Origin of the sequence: Campylobacter concisus (assembly GCF_002913225.1) — a bacterium.
Taxonomy (GTDB): Bacteria; Campylobacterota; Campylobacteria; order Campylobacterales; family Campylobacteraceae; genus Campylobacter_A; species Campylobacter_A concisus_J.
Genome location: NZ_PPAW01000020.1, coordinates 42539 through 60288, shown reverse-complemented (window position 1 = coordinate 60288; position 17750 = coordinate 42539). Strand labels below are relative to the sequence as shown.

Annotated in this window: 16 protein-coding genes; all 16 read right to left on the bottom strand. The window is 39.9% G+C overall.

Features of this window, described 5'->3' with window-relative positions:
- Nucleotides 1-198: 198 nt before the first annotated feature.
- Entirely contained in the window at nt 199-2937 is a 2739-nt protein-coding gene (locus CYP26_RS04810) for a M16 family metallopeptidase (RefSeq protein ID WP_103630588.1), read from the bottom strand.
- Nucleotides 2938-3037: 100 nt separating this feature from the next.
- Nucleotides 3038-3754, bottom strand: coding sequence for a basic amino acid ABC transporter substrate-binding protein (locus CYP26_RS04805; protein WP_103630587.1), 717 nt, complete (start codon nt 3752-3754; stop codon nt 3038-3040).
- Nucleotides 3755-4132: 378 nt separating this feature from the next.
- Entirely contained in the window at nt 4133-5647 is a 1515-nt protein-coding gene (locus CYP26_RS04800; RefSeq protein ID WP_103630586.1) for a 2-isopropylmalate synthase, read from the bottom strand.
- A gap of 139 nt (nt 5648-5786) precedes the next feature.
- Entirely contained in the window at nt 5787-6518 is a 732-nt protein-coding gene (gene pssA / locus CYP26_RS04795; protein WP_103558772.1) for a CDP-diacylglycerol--serine O-phosphatidyltransferase, read from the bottom strand.
- Between the two features lies 1 nt (nt 6519).
- Entirely contained in the window at nt 6520-7137 is a 618-nt protein-coding gene (locus CYP26_RS04790) for a phosphatidylserine decarboxylase (protein WP_103630585.1), read from the bottom strand.
- Nucleotide 7138: 1 nt separating this feature from the next.
- A complete protein-coding gene (ftsH, locus tag CYP26_RS04785) occupies nt 7139-9064 on the bottom strand; it encodes an ATP-dependent zinc metalloprotease FtsH (protein ID WP_103630584.1) in 1926 nt (641 codons plus the stop codon).
- Nucleotides 9057-9890, bottom strand: a complete 834-nt coding sequence (locus tag CYP26_RS04780) for a 50S ribosomal protein L11 methyltransferase (protein ID WP_103598477.1) — start codon at nt 9888-9890, stop codon at nt 9057-9059. Before CYP26_RS04780 ends, ftsH begins: the two co-directional genes overlap by 8 nt.
- Nucleotides 9890-10255, bottom strand: coding sequence for a chemotaxis response regulator CheY (locus CYP26_RS04775; protein WP_002939933.1), 366 nt, complete (start codon nt 10253-10255; stop codon nt 9890-9892). Before CYP26_RS04775 ends, CYP26_RS04780 begins: the two co-directional genes overlap by 1 nt.
- Nucleotides 10256-10318: 63 nt before the next feature.
- The gene (gene hisA, locus CYP26_RS04770; protein WP_103630583.1) at nt 10319-11029 is read right to left on the bottom strand and encodes a 1-(5-phosphoribosyl)-5-[(5-phosphoribosylamino)methylideneamino]imidazole-4-carboxamide isomerase; all 711 of its coding nucleotides are present in this window, start codon (nt 11027-11029) and stop codon (nt 10319-10321) included.
- A complete protein-coding gene (hisH, locus tag CYP26_RS04765) occupies nt 11029-11640 on the bottom strand; it encodes an imidazole glycerol phosphate synthase subunit HisH (protein WP_103630582.1) in 612 nt (203 codons plus the stop codon). The genes hisA and hisH overlap by 1 nt, the downstream gene beginning before the upstream one ends.
- On the bottom strand, nt 11637-12533 hold the full coding sequence (locus CYP26_RS04760; RefSeq protein ID WP_009294679.1) for a PDC sensor domain-containing protein: 897 nt from the start codon (nt 12531-12533) through the stop codon (nt 11637-11639). The genes hisH and CYP26_RS04760 overlap by 4 nt, the downstream gene beginning before the upstream one ends.
- Before the next feature lie 2 nt (nt 12534-12535).
- A complete protein-coding gene (pglF, locus tag CYP26_RS04755) occupies nt 12536-14317 on the bottom strand; it encodes a UDP-N-acetylglucosamine 4,6-dehydratase (configuration-retaining) (protein WP_103630581.1) in 1782 nt (593 codons plus the stop codon).
- Nucleotides 14318-15409: a UDP-N-acetylbacillosamine transaminase gene (gene pglE / locus CYP26_RS04750; RefSeq protein WP_103630580.1), complete on the bottom strand. Its 1092-nt coding sequence runs from the start codon at nt 15407-15409 to the stop codon at nt 14318-14320.
- Nucleotides 15410-15458: 49 nt separating this feature from the next.
- The gene (gene pglD / locus CYP26_RS04745) at nt 15459-16049 is read right to left on the bottom strand and encodes a UDP-N-acetylbacillosamine N-acetyltransferase (RefSeq protein WP_103630579.1); all 591 of its coding nucleotides are present in this window, start codon (nt 16047-16049) and stop codon (nt 15459-15461) included.
- Nucleotides 16036-16641, bottom strand: coding sequence for an undecaprenyl phosphate N,N'-diacetylbacillosamine 1-phosphate transferase (gene pglC / locus CYP26_RS04740; protein ID WP_103630578.1), 606 nt, complete (start codon nt 16639-16641; stop codon nt 16036-16038). The genes pglD and pglC overlap by 14 nt, the downstream gene beginning before the upstream one ends.
- Nucleotides 16634-17749 (bottom strand): N,N'-diacetylbacillosaminyl-diphospho-undecaprenol alpha-1,3-N-acetylgalactosaminyltransferase, encoded by a 1116-nt coding sequence (pglA, locus tag CYP26_RS04735; protein ID WP_103630577.1) that lies wholly within the window; start codon nt 17747-17749, stop codon nt 16634-16636. The genes pglC and pglA overlap by 8 nt, the downstream gene beginning before the upstream one ends.
- Nucleotide 17750: the final 1 nt, after the last annotated feature.

Here is a 17750-nt window from a genome sequence, read left to right as displayed (position 1 = left end):
AGGCTAAAATTTTAGGGGCCGCTTAGCTCTTTAAATTTCTACTTAGATTTGAATTTAAAGAGCCAATTAGCCAACTAATTTAAAAAGCTAGCTTATCTTAATAAATTTTTACTCGCGTTTAAATTTTAAGAGTCAGCCAGCTTGGCTCACCAAATTTCTACTCAGACTAAATTTAAAAAGCCAGCTGCCCTCAAATTTCTACTTCGGATTATTTATGCTTATAACCATATTTTTCTCATCAAGATATAGCCTAGCAGCCTCTTTGATATCGTCATTCGTGACCGCTTTGACCGCATCTATATACTCATCAGCCGTGTAAAGTGGCGTGTTAAAAATTTTATTTGAGATGATGAGATTTTGCCAAAACTCAGGCTTTTCATAGTCTTTCTTTATAGAAATTTCACTCTGCGCCTTAAAATCCTCCAAATGTTTTGGTAAGAGCGCGCCACTACGCTTGATGCTAGCTATTATCTCCTTTATCTCGGCGATGATCTTGTCCGTGTTTGCAGGGTCGCAAGTAAAGCCGATCACCACCTTTGAGTGCTCATACGGATAGCGTGAGAGCTTAGCGTTTAGGCTAAAGCCGTATGTTTGACCTTTGTCTTCTCTGATCTTTTCACGAAGTGCCGTTTTTAAGACCGAGTTTAGCGCCCTTAGCTTGATCACCTCTTTGAAGCTGTATTTTGTATCTAAATTTATTATATCCACGCTCACATCGCTTCTTTTTGTGCTTTGATACTCTCTTTTAAATGTGTGCTCTCCCTTGATACTTCGCACGCCGTCATCTTTAAAATTTTCAGCCTCGCCAAGCTTAGGTAAGGTGGCGATATACTTTTTAACAAGTGGCAAAAGCCTCTCCTCGTCGGTGTCACCGATGATTACGAAGGTGTATGAGGCTGCGTTTGTAAATTTATCTTTGATGATTGCTTTTAGCTCATTTAGCTTTAGCGCATCGATCTGAGCCATCTCAATGGGCGCTACACGCTTGTTGTTTTCGTAAAAAAACTTGCTAAATTCGGTGCTAAATTTATATTCAGGTAAATTTTGCTCTTTAGCTAGCTCATCTTTTACTCTTTGTTTTATCCTCTCAAGCACGTTTGCATCGGCTCTTGGAGAGCTAAACTCTAAATTTATAACAGCTAGCAGTGAGCTAAGATCGCCACTGCTTGAAGAGCCGTAAATGCCCTGTGTAAGCGCCTCTATGCTCTTTTCGTAGCTTACTATCTTGTCGTTTAGCACCTTTGAAAGCTCGTAGTTGTTAAATTTGCCAACGCCACTTTCATTTGTGAGCGCAACCGCAAAGCCACCAAGCTTAGGATCAGCTAGATCTGAAGTGCCACCCTTGCTAATGGCTGCAAACAAAATGCTATCTTTTTTGGTAGCTAGTGGCTTAAAGATGACTTGCGAGCCATTTGGCAGCTTATAAGTGTAGATGCCATGCTTTTGGTCAAATTCACTAGAAAGGGTATCTTTTGGCTCTAAATTTTCATTGCCAAGGCTCTTATTTAGGCTCTGGCTAGCTAAATTTGTATCGTATGGTTTTGCCTCATCTTTTAGCTTCAAAAAGGCATCTTTGCTAAGCTTAAAACCATCTTTACTAAAGACCCTCACGCGCTCATCAGGTATGGCTAAAATTTGCCTAAATCTAGCATTAACATCCTCTAGCGTGATCTCGTTTAAGAGCTTTAGGCTAAGGTTTTTGCTATCTTCATCACTTAGCACAAAGCCGCCATTTTCGATCATATTTAAAATTTCACTTGCATAAGCGCTTGATTTTTTAGTTTTTGAGCGTTTAAATTTAGCCTCTACATTTGCCACAAACGCCTTTTTAACATCAGCAAAATCGCCTTTGTTAAAGCCAAATTTCTCAACGCCCTTTAAAACGCTTAACATATCTTTAAGGCTAGCGTTAAAATCATCTCCGATCACATTTGCCTCAAAGCTATAAATTTTTTGCTTTGCTTGAAGCGTTTGCACCATAAAATCAACGCTTAAATTTGACGAATTATTTGCATTTTTTTGCTCATAAAGCATATTTATAAGGCTAGCTATTAGCGCATCTTTTAAATTTCTCTTCACATCAGCCTCATCCAAGACTGGCTTAAATTTATCAAAAAAGCTAAGTCTTACAAACTGAGCCGCCGTCTCGTTTGCGTCGTAGTTAAAGACGTTTAGCCCATCTTTAAAAGCGATGCTTTTGTCTGGATGAGTGTAAGAGTTGCTATTTTTTGCTGCGCTAAAGTTTTTTTCTATCAGAGCTTTTATCTCGTTTTTATCAAAGTCGCCAACAGCCACAAAGCTCATAAATCTTGGCTGATAAAGCTTCTCGTAAAACTCTTGCATGTGCTTAGCATCTACGCTTTTTATCACGTTCATGTCGCCTATAGGCACTCTTTTTTGATAGATGCTGCCAGCAAAGATGTCCTTGCTCTGGGCAAGATAGAGCCTATATGCTGGCGTGTTTCGCTGGCGCTCCTCCTCCATTATGACGCCTCGCTCCTTATCAAGCTCGCCTGCGTCGATCTTTACGCCATCTATCCAGTTTGAAAAGACCTTAAAAACGTCCTTTAAATTTTTCTCATTTACATTTATGCTTAGCGTGTAGCTCGTCTGATCGTAGCTTGTTTGCGCGTTTAGATCAGCGCCAAATTTGACCCCGAGGCTCTCAAGCTGTTTAATGAGCTCGTTTTTGCTAAAGTCACGGCTGCCATTAAACGCCATGTGCTCCAAAAAGTGCGCAAGCCCCTGCTCGCCATCTCTCTCATCAGTCGAGCCTGAATTTACGACTAGGTAAAAGATGGCCGTTTTTTGTGGAAATTTATTCCCTTTTATATAGTATTTAAGCCCGTTTTTTAGCTCGCCACTTAGCATATCTTTGTCATTTTGCAAGGCAAAGAGGCTAAGTGCTAGGCATAAAAGTAGCAGAATTTTTCTCATAATCCGTCCTTTAAATTTCTATGTAAAAGCGGATTTTAGTATAAATTTTAAAATGCAAGATAAAGCTAGCCTGCTAAATTTGCAGGCTAGTTGGGAGGTGTTATTTTAGTTCGTATTTTTTAAGCAATGCGTCGTAGCTGCCGTCTTTTTTCATCTCATCTAAAATTTGATTTATCTTAGCGATAAGCTCGCTCTGCTTATTTTTATCAAAAGCGATTGAAAAGCCTTCGCTACCATCAACCTCTTTGAAAAACGCCTCTACTTCAGGGTTTTTCTTGATAAAGCCATAGCCGATCGAGCTATCAAGGATAACCGCGTCAAATTTGCCAACTTTTAGCCCCATAATGAGTGGCACAGTATCTTCTGAAGGCACTACTTTTGCGCCACTTATCGCATTTGCAGCTAGCTCTTGGATGGTGCCTTGTTGCACGCCTACTTTTTTGCCAGCTAGCTCCTCTTTAGCTTTTAAAGCATCGTTGCCTTTTTTCTTTAGGTAGATGTTTTCAGTTAGGTAGTATGGCTTTGTAAAATCAATCGACTTTAGTCTATCAGGAGTCGCGCTCATCGCACTTATGATGCCATTTATCTTGCCAGCTTTAAGCGCTGGGATAAGACCATCAAAGCTCATATTTATGATCTTGTATGAAAAACCAGCACGCTTTGAAATTTCATCTATAAGATCGATGTCAAAGCCTGTTATTTTGTTGTTTTCATCGATGTATTCAAATGGCGGGTAGTTTGCCGCTGTACCAAATTTTAGCTCGTTTGCACAAAGAGCAACAAAAGCTGTCAGTAAAAGAGCAAAGATCTTTTTCATGTCTATCCTTTAAGGTGATTTAATGCCCTAATTATCGGCATTTATCTATTAAAATTTGTTTAAATTTAGCGTAATGACAGAAAATTGCACAAGTTTGTAAAATGTATAGACAAGTGCGCTAAAAGAGGTCAGGCAAATTTTAAAATTTCATGAGTGAGTAATTTCGGCTCTAAAATTTGAGCTAAGCTATAAGCGAAGCCAAATTTTAGTAGCCAATTCTTAGGGGTGAATGAAAGTTTAAAATTTGTAAAAATAGCTTGATTAAATTTTAAAATTGGTAAAGATTTAGAAATTAAAAAGCCAATAAATTTAAACCTTTATTCAAAGAGAGTTAAATTTAAAGTAGCCAGCTGCAAATTCAGCAGCCAGCCAAAAATTTTAGTTTTTATGTATGCGAAGATAGCTATTTAGCGCGCCAACATAGGCCTTAGCACTTGCCATCATCGTATCGATATCAAGTCCGTGACCCATTACGGCTGTTTTGCCCTCAAACTCGACTTTTACATCGACCTTTGCAAGAGCGTCTTTGCCTTGAGAAACAGCTGTGACCTTGTAGTCTTTTAGCGTGCCACTAATGCCACTAATGCGATCAACTACCTTAAATATCGCATCAGCAGTGCCATTGCCAAGGGCTGAGTCGCTAACGATCTCGTCGTTGTGCCTGATGCTCATAGAGGCACTTGCTAAGCTGCCACCGCTACTTTGAAGCAAGTCTGTGATCTCGTAAGCCTGCGGTATTTTCGTGATCTCCTCTGCCACAAGCGCCCTGATATCATCGTCAAATATCTCTTTTTTCTTATCTGCTAAGTCTTTAAATTTCTCAAATGCCTTATTAAGCGCCTCGCTATCAAGGTCAAATCCAAGGCTAGCAAGCTTATCTTTAAACGCATGGCGGCCACTGTGTTTGCCAAGAACGAGCGAATTTTTCTCTAAGCCGATGCTTTCAGCGCTGATGATCTCGTAGGTCTCTTTGTGTTTTAGCACGCCGTCTTGGTGGATGCCACTCTCGTGCGCGAAGGCGTTTTTACCAACGATTGCTTTATTTGGCTGCGGCTCGATGCCTGTGATGCTAGCGATCAGCCTTGAAGTCGGATAAATTTCTTTTGAGATGATGCCTGTGTAAAGTGGTGCAAAGACGTCCTGGCGAGTTTTTATAGCCATCACGATCTCTTCAAGCGCAGCATTTCCAGCGCGCTCGCCGATGCCATTTATCGTGCCCTCAACCTGCCTTGCACCAGCTTTTATGGCGGCTAGCGAATTTGCCGTAGCCATGCCTAGATCGTTGTGGTTATGCACCGAAACTACCGCTCTATCGCCTATAAATTTTACTATTTCGCTAATGCGAGCTGTGATCTCCTCTGGATACAAGTAGCCAACCGTATCTGGGATGTTTATAGTTTTTGCCCCTGCGTTTATCGCTGCGTCGCAAATTTCTTTTAAAAAGCTCATCTCGCTTCTGCATGCATCCTCGCAGCTAAACTCCACATCATCGCAAAATGTTTTTGAGTATTGTACCGCCTCAACCGCACGCCTGATCACCTCGTCTGGGCTCATTTTTAGCTTGTACTGCATGTGGATCGGACTTGTTGCTATGAAGGTGTGAATTCTTTTGTTTTTTGCCGGAGCTAATGCCTCGCCAGCTGCCTTGATATCACGATCAACCGCACGTGCAAGCGAGCAGACAGTGATGTTTGAAGCTTGCTTTGCGATCTGATTTACCGCGTCAAAGTCCCCTGGACTTGCAGCTGCAAATCCAGCCTCCATCACATCCACACCAAGCCTTTCAAGCTGAAGTGCGATCTGAAGCTTTTCAGCTGTGTTCATAGAAGCTCCTGGGCTTTGTTCGCCATCTCTTAAAGTCGTATCAAAGATTATAATTTTATTTTTATCCATTTTTTTCCTTTTATTATTTTTTATATTTAAATTTAATGAGTTAAGTAAAGAAGAATTTGCTACCTAAGTAGCAGCAGTAGAGAGTTTTTGATTTCGATTTTTGTTAAAAATTTACGCGATTTTATTATGCCATTTTCGCTCATTCGCTCTCCTTTTTTTTGTGATTTTTGCTAAACATTATAGCCGCTCTAATAATACCATAAAGCATATAAACGCTCATCAAAAATGTCGCACTCTCGTAAGGATATAGATAAAGCATAGAAAATACAACCACGAGCGCTACTAAAATTCTTATAACATGAGTTTGTTTTAAGTTCATCTTTTTAAAGCTTGGGTAGCGGATATTACTAACCATCAAGATAGCCAAAACCGCTTCAAGTAGTATCAAGCACCACTCAAAGCCATATAAAAAATCATGCTTTAGATAAATACCAACCCAAAGCACTCCGATGATGGCTGCTGATGGTATAGGAAGTCCGATGAAAACATTTGGCTCGTATGTGCCGGTGGTGACGTTAAAACGAGCTAGTCTAATAGCTCCAAAGACTACAAACATGGCTGCTATAAGTGCGCCAAATCTGCCAAATTTTGCACCAACTGTTAGATAAAACAAGATCGCTGGAGCCACGCCAAATGCTACAAGGTCTGCAAGACTATCAAACTCCACGCCAAATTTGCTTGTAGTCTTTGTAAGTCTTGCCACGCGTCCATCAAGTCCGTCTAAAATCAGAGAAAGAATGATATAAATAATAGCTTTAAAATAGTTTCCCTGAATAGATGAAATAATGCTTATAACGCCCAAAAAAGCGCTTGCTGCGGTAAATAAATTTGGCAAGATATACATTAACTGCATTTTTTGTAAGCTATTCATTTTATTTTTCCTCTTCAAAGTATCCAAGAAGTGAAGCAGCTTTAACGCTCTCGCCAACACTTACACAAATTTTAGTATCTCTTGGCAAGTATAAGGTCACTTCGCCGCTTCCTAAAAAGCCAAATTTTCTAGAGGCTTTTAGACTGGTAATGTTATAAATTTCCAAACTTCTGCTAAAAACACCAGCTATGATCTTCATAGCAAATTTGATATTTCCTTTTTCAAAACGAATTATCGCTCTTTCATTTAGCATCTCTGAAATTTTCATCGCCTGGCACAAAAAAAGTCCGTGCCTTCTTTTGATATCAACGACCTTAGCGTCACTAACTGCCCTTAGCGTGCCAACGCCAAAAAAAGGCTTTGAGATAACTATCTTAGCTACTTCTTTATCATCAAAATTTGAAACGCTGATCTCTTTTATCTTGCCATCTATAGGCGAAAGCAAAGCTAGTTTGTCGTCAGTAAAAGGCTCTCTTTCAGGGTCTCTAAAAAAATATAGAGTTAAAAGAAGCAGCGCTAGAAAAAATAGCGGCGCAATACCAAATAACACAGATATAACAAATAAAATCAAAAAGAATAATATAAATTTATACCCTGCTTTAGCGATGTAACCACTCATTTTATTCCTCTTTTTTGCCTTTTTCCTCTTCTTCAAGCTCTACAAGCCTGCTTACAAGACCATTTTCTTCTTCGTAGTTTTTGATGATCTCTCTAACTCTTTTTCCCTCAATGGTCTCCTCTTCATAAAGCGCTGAGACCATGTTTTCAATGGCACCTTTATAAATTTCAAGAAGACCAAGCACAGCTGTATATCTCTCATGAAGAAGTGCTTTTACAAACTCATCGACCTTTTCAGCCATCTTGTCGCTATAGTCTTTTATGCTCTGTCCGCCATTTAAAAATGTCGCGCGTTGTTTTTCAAGTACCATAAGACCGGCAACATCGCTCATACCATACATACTAACCATAGCTTTTATGATATCAGTTGCACGCTCTAGGTCATTACTAGCTCCAGTTGATATCTCTTTTATAAAGACCTCTTCAGCAGCCCTACCAGCCAAAAGCACATCCACTTCTGCAAGCAACTCATGCTTTTGCATCATAAATTTATTCTCTTCAGGCGTATTTAGCGTATAGCCAAGCGCTGCAAGACCGCGTGGCACGACTGAGACTTTTGTCACTCTTTTTGCACCTTTTGTTAGCTCAGCTACCAAGGCATGGCCGCTTTCATGGTAAGTGACTATCTTTTTCTCTTTTGGATTTACGCGGCGTGATTTTTTCTCTAAACCAGCTATCGATCTCTCAACAGCTTCCACTAGATCAGCCTGCTCAACAAAAGTCTTTGACTTACGTCCTGCAAGAAGAGCTGCCTCATTTATGATATTTTCAAGATCAGCCCCTGCTAAACCTGTAGTAAGCCTTGCTATATCTTCGATATTAACGTCTTTGCCGATCTTTACATCTTTCATATGAACTTTTAAAATGTCGCAACGTCCCTTAAAATCAGGCTTATCAACAAGCACTTGCCTATCAAATCTACCAGGTCTTAAAAGCGCAGCATCCAAAACCTCAGGTCTGTTTGTAGCTGCTATAACAATAACTGGTGACTTATCCGCATCAAAGCCGTCCATCTCAGAAAGAAGCTGATTTAGCGTCTGCTCTCTCTCATCATTTCCTCCCATTGGACCAGAATTTCTGCTCTTACCGATCGCATCGATCTCATCTATAAAAACGATCGCTGGAGCCTCTTTTTTTGCATTTTCAAAAAGATCTCTAACTCTACTTGCACCAACGCCAACAAACATCTCAATGAAGCTTGATGCCGACATAGAGAAAAATGGCACGCTAGCCTCGCCCGCAACAGCTCTTGCAAGAAGCGTTTTACCAGTACCTGGAGGGCCAACTAATAAAATACCTTTTGGAATTTTAGCTCCAAGTCTTAGATATTTATCTGGGCTCTTTAGATAATCAACTATCTCCTGAACCTCTTCTTTTGCCTCTTCAACGCCTGCGACGTCATCAAATTTAACTTTTGGCTTTTCAGAATTTATAAGCTTTTTCGCACTTCCTATGCCAAGTATGCCACCGCCGATATTCTTTTGCATACGACTAGCGATAAACATCCAAATAGCAAAAAATATAAATACCGGTATGATCCATGAAAATATAAGATCTCCAAACCAGTTATTTTCGCTATAAACACTGTAAGTTATACCGTTTTGCTCAAGTATGCCAATGAGCGTTGGATCATTTATTCGCTTTGCGAGGTAGATGGTTTTGTCATTACCAACGCCTTTTATCGTGGTTTCAGATATCGCAACTTCATTTAATTGCTTATTTTTTAGCATATCCTTAAATTCAGAATAAGCTATCATCTTGCTTTGAGCGTTGCTACCAAGCCCAAAAGTACCGCCTAGTCCGTCACCACTAAAGCTTCTAAAAGCTAGAACTATAACTATTGCAAAAATAGCAAAGATAAAGATGGGATTTTTGTTGAAAAACCCGTTATTATCGCCGTTGTTTTGGTTATTATTTTGATTATTCATCCATTTCCTTATAAACAAAGCTAACCCAATCATTAGCCTGTTTTATCTCAACTAGCTCCAAATCCTTAAACGTATCTTTAATCCTATCTTCGTATTTGTTCAAAATTCCAGACAATACTAAATAACCGCCTTTTTTAAGCGATTTTTTCAAGTCATTTGAGAGCATAAAAATGACATCAGCAATGATATTTGCTACGACGATATCATATTTTTGCTCTAAATTTGCAATAGAACCTGTCCAAATTTTATTAAATTTAACCTCATTTAGCTGGGCATTGCTAAGCGAGCTTTGCGTGGCCTGCTCGTCTGTATCGCAGGCATCGACCTTGCAGCCAAGCTTTGCTAAAGCTATGCTTAATATCCCGCTTCCACATCCCACATCTAAAGCACTATCGCCACTTTTTGCATATTTTTGTAAAAGTTGCAAGCAAGAATTTGTGCTTTCATGATGCCCTGAGCCAAAGGCTAGCGCTGGGTCGATTATGATATTTGTTACGCCATTAAGTGGCTCTTCCCAGCTAGGTCTAATATAAATTTTATCAACCAAAATAGGCTTAACTGCCTTTTTATATTCACCTAGCCAGTCTTTATTTTCTTTTAAATTAAGAGAAATTTTTAAATCATTTGGAATTTTACGAACGCTAGAGAGCCCTTTTGCATACTCTTCGACACCCCAAGCTATATCTTTTAGATCATACTCTTCCCTGATGATGATCTCATGGTCTAGCTCTTCTACACAGGTAACCCCAAAAGAGAAAACTAACTCTAAAATTTCATCATAAAAATTTGATGTTTTGATGCTTAATTCGTAAAATTTATCTTTCATTAACCAAGAACGTCTTCAAGCTTCTCTTTTAAAACTTGTGGCGTAAAAGGTTTTACGATGTAGTTATTAACACCTGCTTTTAAAGCTGTTATAACCTCGGCTTTTCCGCCCTCTGTTGTTACCATTATGATAGGCATATCAACATATTTTTGCTCAGCTCTTACTTTTTTAACAAGCTCAAGACCGTTCATCTCAGGCATGTTCCAGTCAGTAATAAGAACCTCAATACCCTCGTTTTGCGTCAAGATATTCCAAGCTTCAAGCCCATGCTCAGCCTCGAGAATTTCTTGATGTCCTAACCTTTGCAAAGTATTTTTTATGATCCTTCTCATTGTTGAGCTGTCATCTACAACCAAAATCTTCACATAATATCCTTTTAGTAAAAATTGCCCTATTCTAGCTAATTAAAATTTATAAAAGCTTTAACGCTAGCCAACTTGTCTGAAAGCTTCTTTCAAATCAAGTCGTCCTTCATAGTAAGCTTTACCAACGATCACGCCAGAGATCTCATTTGTCTCTTTTAGCGCCAAAATATCGTTTATATCGCTCACACCGCCACTTGCTATGGTCTCAAGCTTGCTGCTTCTAGCTATTTGCAAGCTAAAATCAACATTAACTCCGCCAAGCATTCCATCTTTGTTAATATCGGTGCAAATCACAGCTTCTACACCCACATCTGCAAATTTTTTTGCAAGATCGACCGCTTTTATATTTGAAACCTCACCCCAGCCTTGCACTGCCACATAGCCATCTTTGGCATCTATGCCAACTACGACCCTGTAAAATCCAGCCATTTTTGCTGTAAATTCTGGGTCTTTTAGAGCAACTGAGCCAAGGATCACCCTGCTAACTCCAAGGTCCAAATAGCGCTTTATACGCTCTTCATCCCTTATGCCACCACCAACTTGCACCTTTAAATTTGTAGCTTTTACTATCTTTTCGATCGTGTTAAAATTTATAGCTTCTCCCGCAAATGCTCCGTCAAGATCAACCACATGCAGCCATTTTGCGCCGTAATCTTCAAACCTCTTAGCAAGCTCACTTGGCTCACTGCTGTAAATTTTAGCGCTTTGCATGAGCCCTTTGCTAAGCCTAACTGCTTGCCCCTCTTTTAGATCTATCGCTGGGAAAATTTCCATCACAACCTCGCAAAATTTTCTAAAATTTTAAGCCCAACCTCGTGGCTTTTTTCTGGATGAGGCTGAAAGCCAAAGAGATTTTCATGCTGCACCGCACTTGTAAATTCATATCCATAAGTTGTCTTTGCAAGTGCAAATTTATCATCGCAAACCACGTGGTAGCTATGCACAAAGTATAAATACTCAAGCTCTTTTAGTCCTAAATTTAAAGGGCCATTTTGTTTAAAGCTAAGTGTGTTCCAGCCAACGTGTGGGATCTTTAGTGGTTTATCAAATTTAGTTTCATCAAATTTAACGACCTCGCCTGGCAAAAGAGAAAGCCCCTCATGCTCGCCAAATTCAAAGCTTTTTTCAAACAAAAGCTGCATACCAAGACAAATTCCCATAAAGGCTTTGCCATTTTTTACAGCCTCTTTTATCGCTTCATCCATGCCGTTAATCTTAAGCTTATTCATCGCCTCGCCAAATGCCCCAACACCTGGTAAAACGATGTGAGAGTGCTCTTTTAGGCTCCCAGGCTCACTTAACAAAACGCACTCATGTCCAAGAAATTTAAAAGCATTTATCACACTTTTGATATTGCCCGCGCCATAATCAATAATAGCAATCATCTGTTCTCTTGTCTTTTTACGCTAAAGAGATAAAAGCTAAGTGCTGCCATCAGCATCGCCACACCGCCTATTAGATAGATAGCGTTTATGATATTTTCAGGTGCAGTGATAGCAAATTTAAAGACTAGCATGAGCGCTTCGATCGCAAGTGCGATGATGATAGAGCCGATAAATCTAACCATTGTTTTATAAATAACGCTATTTTCTTCGTGATTTTTACCTAAAACTTCTTCTTCAAATATCGTCTTAACAAGGTCAAAAATGGCAAGGGCCAGCGTTAAAATGATGGTTGATTCAAAAATTTCTTCGACATTTATATGCTCGATACTCTTTGAGATAAAGCTCTTTACACCGTGCCAAAATAAAAATGCACAGATCATAAAAAGCGATGCACAAAAGAGCGCATAGACTGTCTTTAAAAATCTACCAAAATGCTCCTCGACAAAGCCGCTATCGACCATATTTAGGATATTTTCTAGGCTTATATCGATGCAAGCGATAAATTTAAGCTCATTTTTTTCATTATATATAGGCACGCTTGCTGTGACACATAAACCTCCATTTAGACTTGATGGATATGGATCGCTTAAAACACACCTTTTCTCGCGCACAGCGGTGTAGTAGTAGGCTTTGTTTGCGCGGTTTTCACCTTTTGGGATTTTATACTTTTCATTTAGGCTGATCGAGTCTTCGATCTGTATGCCATTTTCATCTAAGATGTATAGTGCATCAAAATTTTCTATCTCGTGGCTGATCTTATCAAAGCCAGCTTTTATGTTTTCTAAGCACACTCCAGGCAGTCTGTTTGGCAAATTTCTACTAAATAAATAGCAGATATACGCCCTTGCCTTATATCTCGTGTCACTAAATCTCTTAATATCTTTTATAACCAAAACTAGCCTTTTAAATTTAATGCATGGTTAAACTCTGGCACGATCACCTTAAGAGCAGGTGCCACCTCGTCATCTTCAAGCTGCAAAAGCCCATTTATCTGTGAATTTAAAAGGGTCAGATCATAAGGCTGCGAGTGTGTCACAAAGATCGACTCATACTTAGTTTGAACGTCATCTTTGTTGATAAGCAGCTCCTCATAAAGCTTCTCGCCAGGTCTAAGCCCTACAAATTCGATGCCCAGATGCTCTTTATTTGAAAGCAGAAGCATCTTTTTAGCAAGATCGACGATCTTAACAGGCTCGCCCATATCAAGCACGAAAAGCTCTCCACCTTTTGCGATAGAGGCTGCTTGAAGGACTAGCTGGCACGCTTCAGACGTAAGCATAAAGTATCTTGTGATCTCTGGGTGAGTGACGCTTAGTGGCTTATTTGCAGCGATTTGCGCTTTAAATTTAGGTATGACTGAGCCGCTTGAGCCAAGGACATTACCAAAGCGCACACAAACTATCTCGCACACACCTGCTTCGTTTGAATTTAGTGCGTAAAGCTCGCAAACACGCTTAGTTGTACCCATTATATTTGTTGGGCGCACAGCCTTGTCTGAAGAGATCATGACAAATTTCTTAGCACCATATTTTTTAGAAAGATCGACTGCATTTTTTGTGCCAAGGATGTTGTTTTCAACTGCTGAGCGAGGATTTAGCTCGCAAAGTGGCACGTGCTTGTAAGCTGCAGCGTGGATGACGATCTCTGGTCTAAATTCTTCAAAAACCTCTTCAAAGTCTTTTAAATTTGTGATATTTACGAGCTTGCTAACAGTTCTTTTATCTCTTGTATCTTCGTCTATTTTATAAAGGTTAAACTCGCTGTGTTCAACCATTATAAGCTCACTTACGCCATATTTCAAGCACTGCTTACAAATTTCGCTTCCTATGCTGCCACCAGCTCCAGTGACAAGCACTATTTTATCTTTTAAGAAATTTGAAATGGCTTCTGGATTAAGGTCTTTTGGCTTTCTAGCGAGCAGATCTTCGATCGAGATATCTTTGATCGGCTCATTTTCGATAAGCGAAAATAGCTTCATATCTCTTATGCCATATCCAGTTAGCTCATCAACTAAAGCTTGAAGCTCGTCTTGATCGAGCGCAAGTGCGATGATAGCAGTCTTTGCGTCATAGTCTTTTATAAGGCTTGGTATATCTTTTTTATCTTGAACTAAAAATCCATCACAATATGTGCCAACAAGATCGCTTCTGCCATCTACCACACCAACTGCATAGTAGTCAAGATAGCCCTGCTTTAAGCCGCGCAAAACGTGAAGTGCCTTTGAGGTCGCACCTATAACGATACAAGGCTCGCCTTTGTGAGGTCTGTTTGAAAAGTCAATCGCCATTCGTTTTGAAATTCTCAATATTCCAATAAATAAGCATGATATAAGCATATCTATCAAAATAACACTTCTTGGATACATTGCAAAAATGTCTTGCAATACAAAAAATAGTGGTGTAAATAAGATCGCCGCACAAACGTGAGCTAGGAAAATTTTACGTGCCTCGTTTAAGCCAAAAAATCTCCACGGCACCTTGTAAATTTTAAACATCCACATGAAAAAGAGCTTAAATACGATCAAAAATCCAGCCGTTACAAAAAGTCCTTGCACGTAGATATCTGGGATGTCGGCGTTAAATCTTAAAAGATATGCTGCATATATCGAAAAAACAAATATAAAAACATCACCAAGAAGGAAAAATACGAGCCTTTTTAACTTCGTTGCATGAAACATTTACGCATTTTCCTTGACTATTTTTATCACTCTTTCTTGTGTCTGCTCGCTCATATCGCTGCCGCTTGGCAAGCAAATTCCTCTTGAAAATAGATCTTCGCTATATCCATCAACAAAACTTAGCGCGCCTTTAAATACTGGCTGTAAGTGCATAGGCTTCCAAAGTGGGCGGCTCTCGATGTTTGCATCAGCTAGTGCTTTTATAACTTTTAAATGTGCGTCTTTTTTAGCAAAAACGCCGGTTGTAAGCCATCTGTTTCCACGAGAATTTGGTAGCTCTGGCATAAATTCTAAAATATCGCCAAGCTCTTTTTCATAAATTTCAAAGACTTTTCTCTTTTGCTCGACTCTCTTTTCTAAAACTTCCATCTGAGCCACGCCAATAGCGCCTAGGACGTTACTTAAGCGGTAGTTGTAGCCGTAGTCTTTATGCTCGTAGTGAAGCAGTGGCTCCCTTGCTTGTGTGCTGTAAAATCTAGCTTTTTCTACAAATTCACTATCTCCAACTAGCATGCCGCCGCCTGAAGTGGTGATGATCTTGTTGCCATTAAAGCTATATCCACCCATCACGCCAAATGTGCCAAGCGCCTTGCCACCGTAAAATCCGCCAAGTGCTTCAGCTGCATCTTCAACCAAAGCGATGCCTTCATTTTGGCAAATTTCGCAAATTTCTTTCATCTTTGAAGCTTGGCCGTAAAGATGAGTAACGACTAGCGCTTTTGGCTTTTTAGGTAAATTTGATATAGCTTTTTTTAGTAGCTCTGGGCTTAAATTCCAGCTCTCGTCGCTATCTATAAAAACTGGAGTTGCCTTTTCATAAAGTATCGGCGAGACTGAAGCCATAAAAGTAAAGCTAGAAGCCAGCACAAAATCGCCCTCTTTTATGCCAAGGACGCGGAGTGCTAGGTGAAGTGCCGCAGTTCCAGCGCATAGTGCAAGCGCATCTTTGGCACCAGTATAAGCCTTTATGCTATCTTCAAATTTATTGACATATTCGCCAAGTGGCGCTATGTAGTTGCTTTCAAAAACTTTTTTTATATATTCTTGCTCTTTTCCACTCATATTTGGTGGAGATAAAAAAACCCTATCCATTTTCATACCTTTCGTGATTTTTTGGCGATTTTAGCACTTATTTTTAAATTTATAACTTAGCGCGCTCGCATGCAGGCACGCCATACGCCTTTATACCGTCCTTTATATCTCTAACGACCACGCTTCCAGCGCCTATGATGCAGTTTTTACCGATATTTATGCCTTGAATGACGCTTGAGCCAATGCCAACGTGCGTAAATTCGCCCACGCTCACGTTTCCAGCAAGGGCTGCATTTGGGCTGATGTGAGCAAATTTACCTATCACACACTCATGCTCTATCACCGCACCAGAGTTTATGATGGCGCCCTCTTTTATGCAAGCTTTTGCGTTTATCACGGCATTTGGCATGACAACCACACCTTTTTCTATCACAGCACTTTCACTTACAACTGCACTTTTATGGATCAAATTTACTATCTCAAAGCCAGCATCCTCCACCTTTTGGCTGATCTTTTGCCTTGTTTTATTATCACCTATGGCTATTATGATGTCAGCTTTTTCAAGCTCTGGGCTAAATTTACGCTCACTAGCATCGTCTAAAAAAACTATCTCATCATAGCCGTTATTTCTAGCGATGTCAGCGATCACAAGACCATGACCGCTCGCTCCGTAGATGTAAATTTTCTTAGTTTTTGCCATTAAATTTCTCCGTCGTCGCCTGCCCCTCTTTGCTTACACCACTTCGTTTTAGCACCTTTTCGATGGTCTGCAAGGCGATCTTTACGTCAAGCATAAAGCTTAAATTTTTAGCGTAATAGACGTCGTATTCAAATTTTTTCTCCCAGCTTATGGCGTTTCTGCCATTTACCTGCGCTAGACCCGTGATACCAGGGCGCACGTCGTGGCGGTGCTTTTGCGTTTCGTTATAGATGGGTAGATACTCAACCAAAAGCGGTCTTGGTCCGATAAAGCTCATATCGCCTTTTAGCACGTTAAAAAGCTGTGGTAGCTCATCAAGGCTAAGTGAGCGGATCAGCTTGCCAAATTTACCAAGACGCTGATCATCTGGTAAGAGCTCGCCATTTGCATCACGCTCATCGCTCATCGTCTTACATTTATAAATTTTAAAAATTTTCTCATTTAGCCCTGGTCTAGCCTGCGTAAAAATGACATCACGGCTTACCTTAAAATAGATAAAGATCGCCGTTGCTATGATGATAGGTGATGTTAAAATGAGCAAAAACAAAGCTCCCAAAATGTCAATCGTCCTCTTTAAAAAATTTCTATACATCTATAAATTTCCTATAAATTTCTATATATCTTTTTGCGATTTGCTTCTCGTCAAACTCGCTAACCGCCCAGTCCCTGCCATTTTGCCCAAGCTTAGCGCAAAGCTCCTCGTCATCAAGTAAAATTTTTATCTTACTTGCTAGGTCATTTGCGTCTTTTACCTTGCATAAAAGTCCATTGTAGCCCTCTTTTACAGCTTCATTGCAGCCTGTCACGTCACTTGCGACAACTGCTTTAGCCATACTCATCGCCTCTAAAACCGTTCTTGGAAAGCCCTCTTTATAACTTGGCAAAGCAAGCAAATAAGAAGCCTTTAAAAGCTGCGGGATGTCGTTTCTTGCTCCTAAATATCGTACTTTGCCACCTTTTAAAAAACTCTCGTCCGCGGTTGATTTATTGCCAGCAAAGCCCTCGCCCACAAAGACAAATTCGCAGTTTTTATAGCCATTTAAAATTTCTGCCGCCTCGTAAAATTCACGAACGCCCTTGTGCCACATGGCTCTTGCGATCATTAAAATGACCTTTTTTTCACCAAGGTCAGCCGCCTGCGTGATAGCTGGGTCAAATTTAGCAGTATCCACGCCGACACTTTTTATGCGGTAAACCTTGCTTTTGTCTATCAAATTTCTTGAGATCAGATAGTCTGGATCTGCGTCATTTACAAAGATGCAAGCATCAGCCTTTGTAAAAGAGAGCTTATAAAGGCTCTCCATGACAAAACGCACGGCCTTTGTCTTAAGATCATCATCGATGTAAAAGCTACCAAGGCCTTCAACCAAATTTATCACGTGCTTTATGCCAGCGTTTTTAGCAGCAAATGTGCCAAAGACATTTGACTTGTGAGCGCCAGTTTGAAGCAGGTCTAAATTTAGCTCACCTAAAATTTGAGATAGTTTTTTTGAGTTATTTATCACAGTTAGTGGATTTAGGCTCGCCTTATCAAGCTCGTAGGTGACGGTGTGAAAGCTTTTAGCAAGCTCATTAGTAAAATTTCCTTTTGGAGCGATAGCAAAAACTTCATGCCCCATATCTTTTAAAGCCTGCATAATAGGGCGTCTAAAAAAGTGTATGCTCATATCAGCGTGGCTTAAAAATCCTATCCTTGCCATC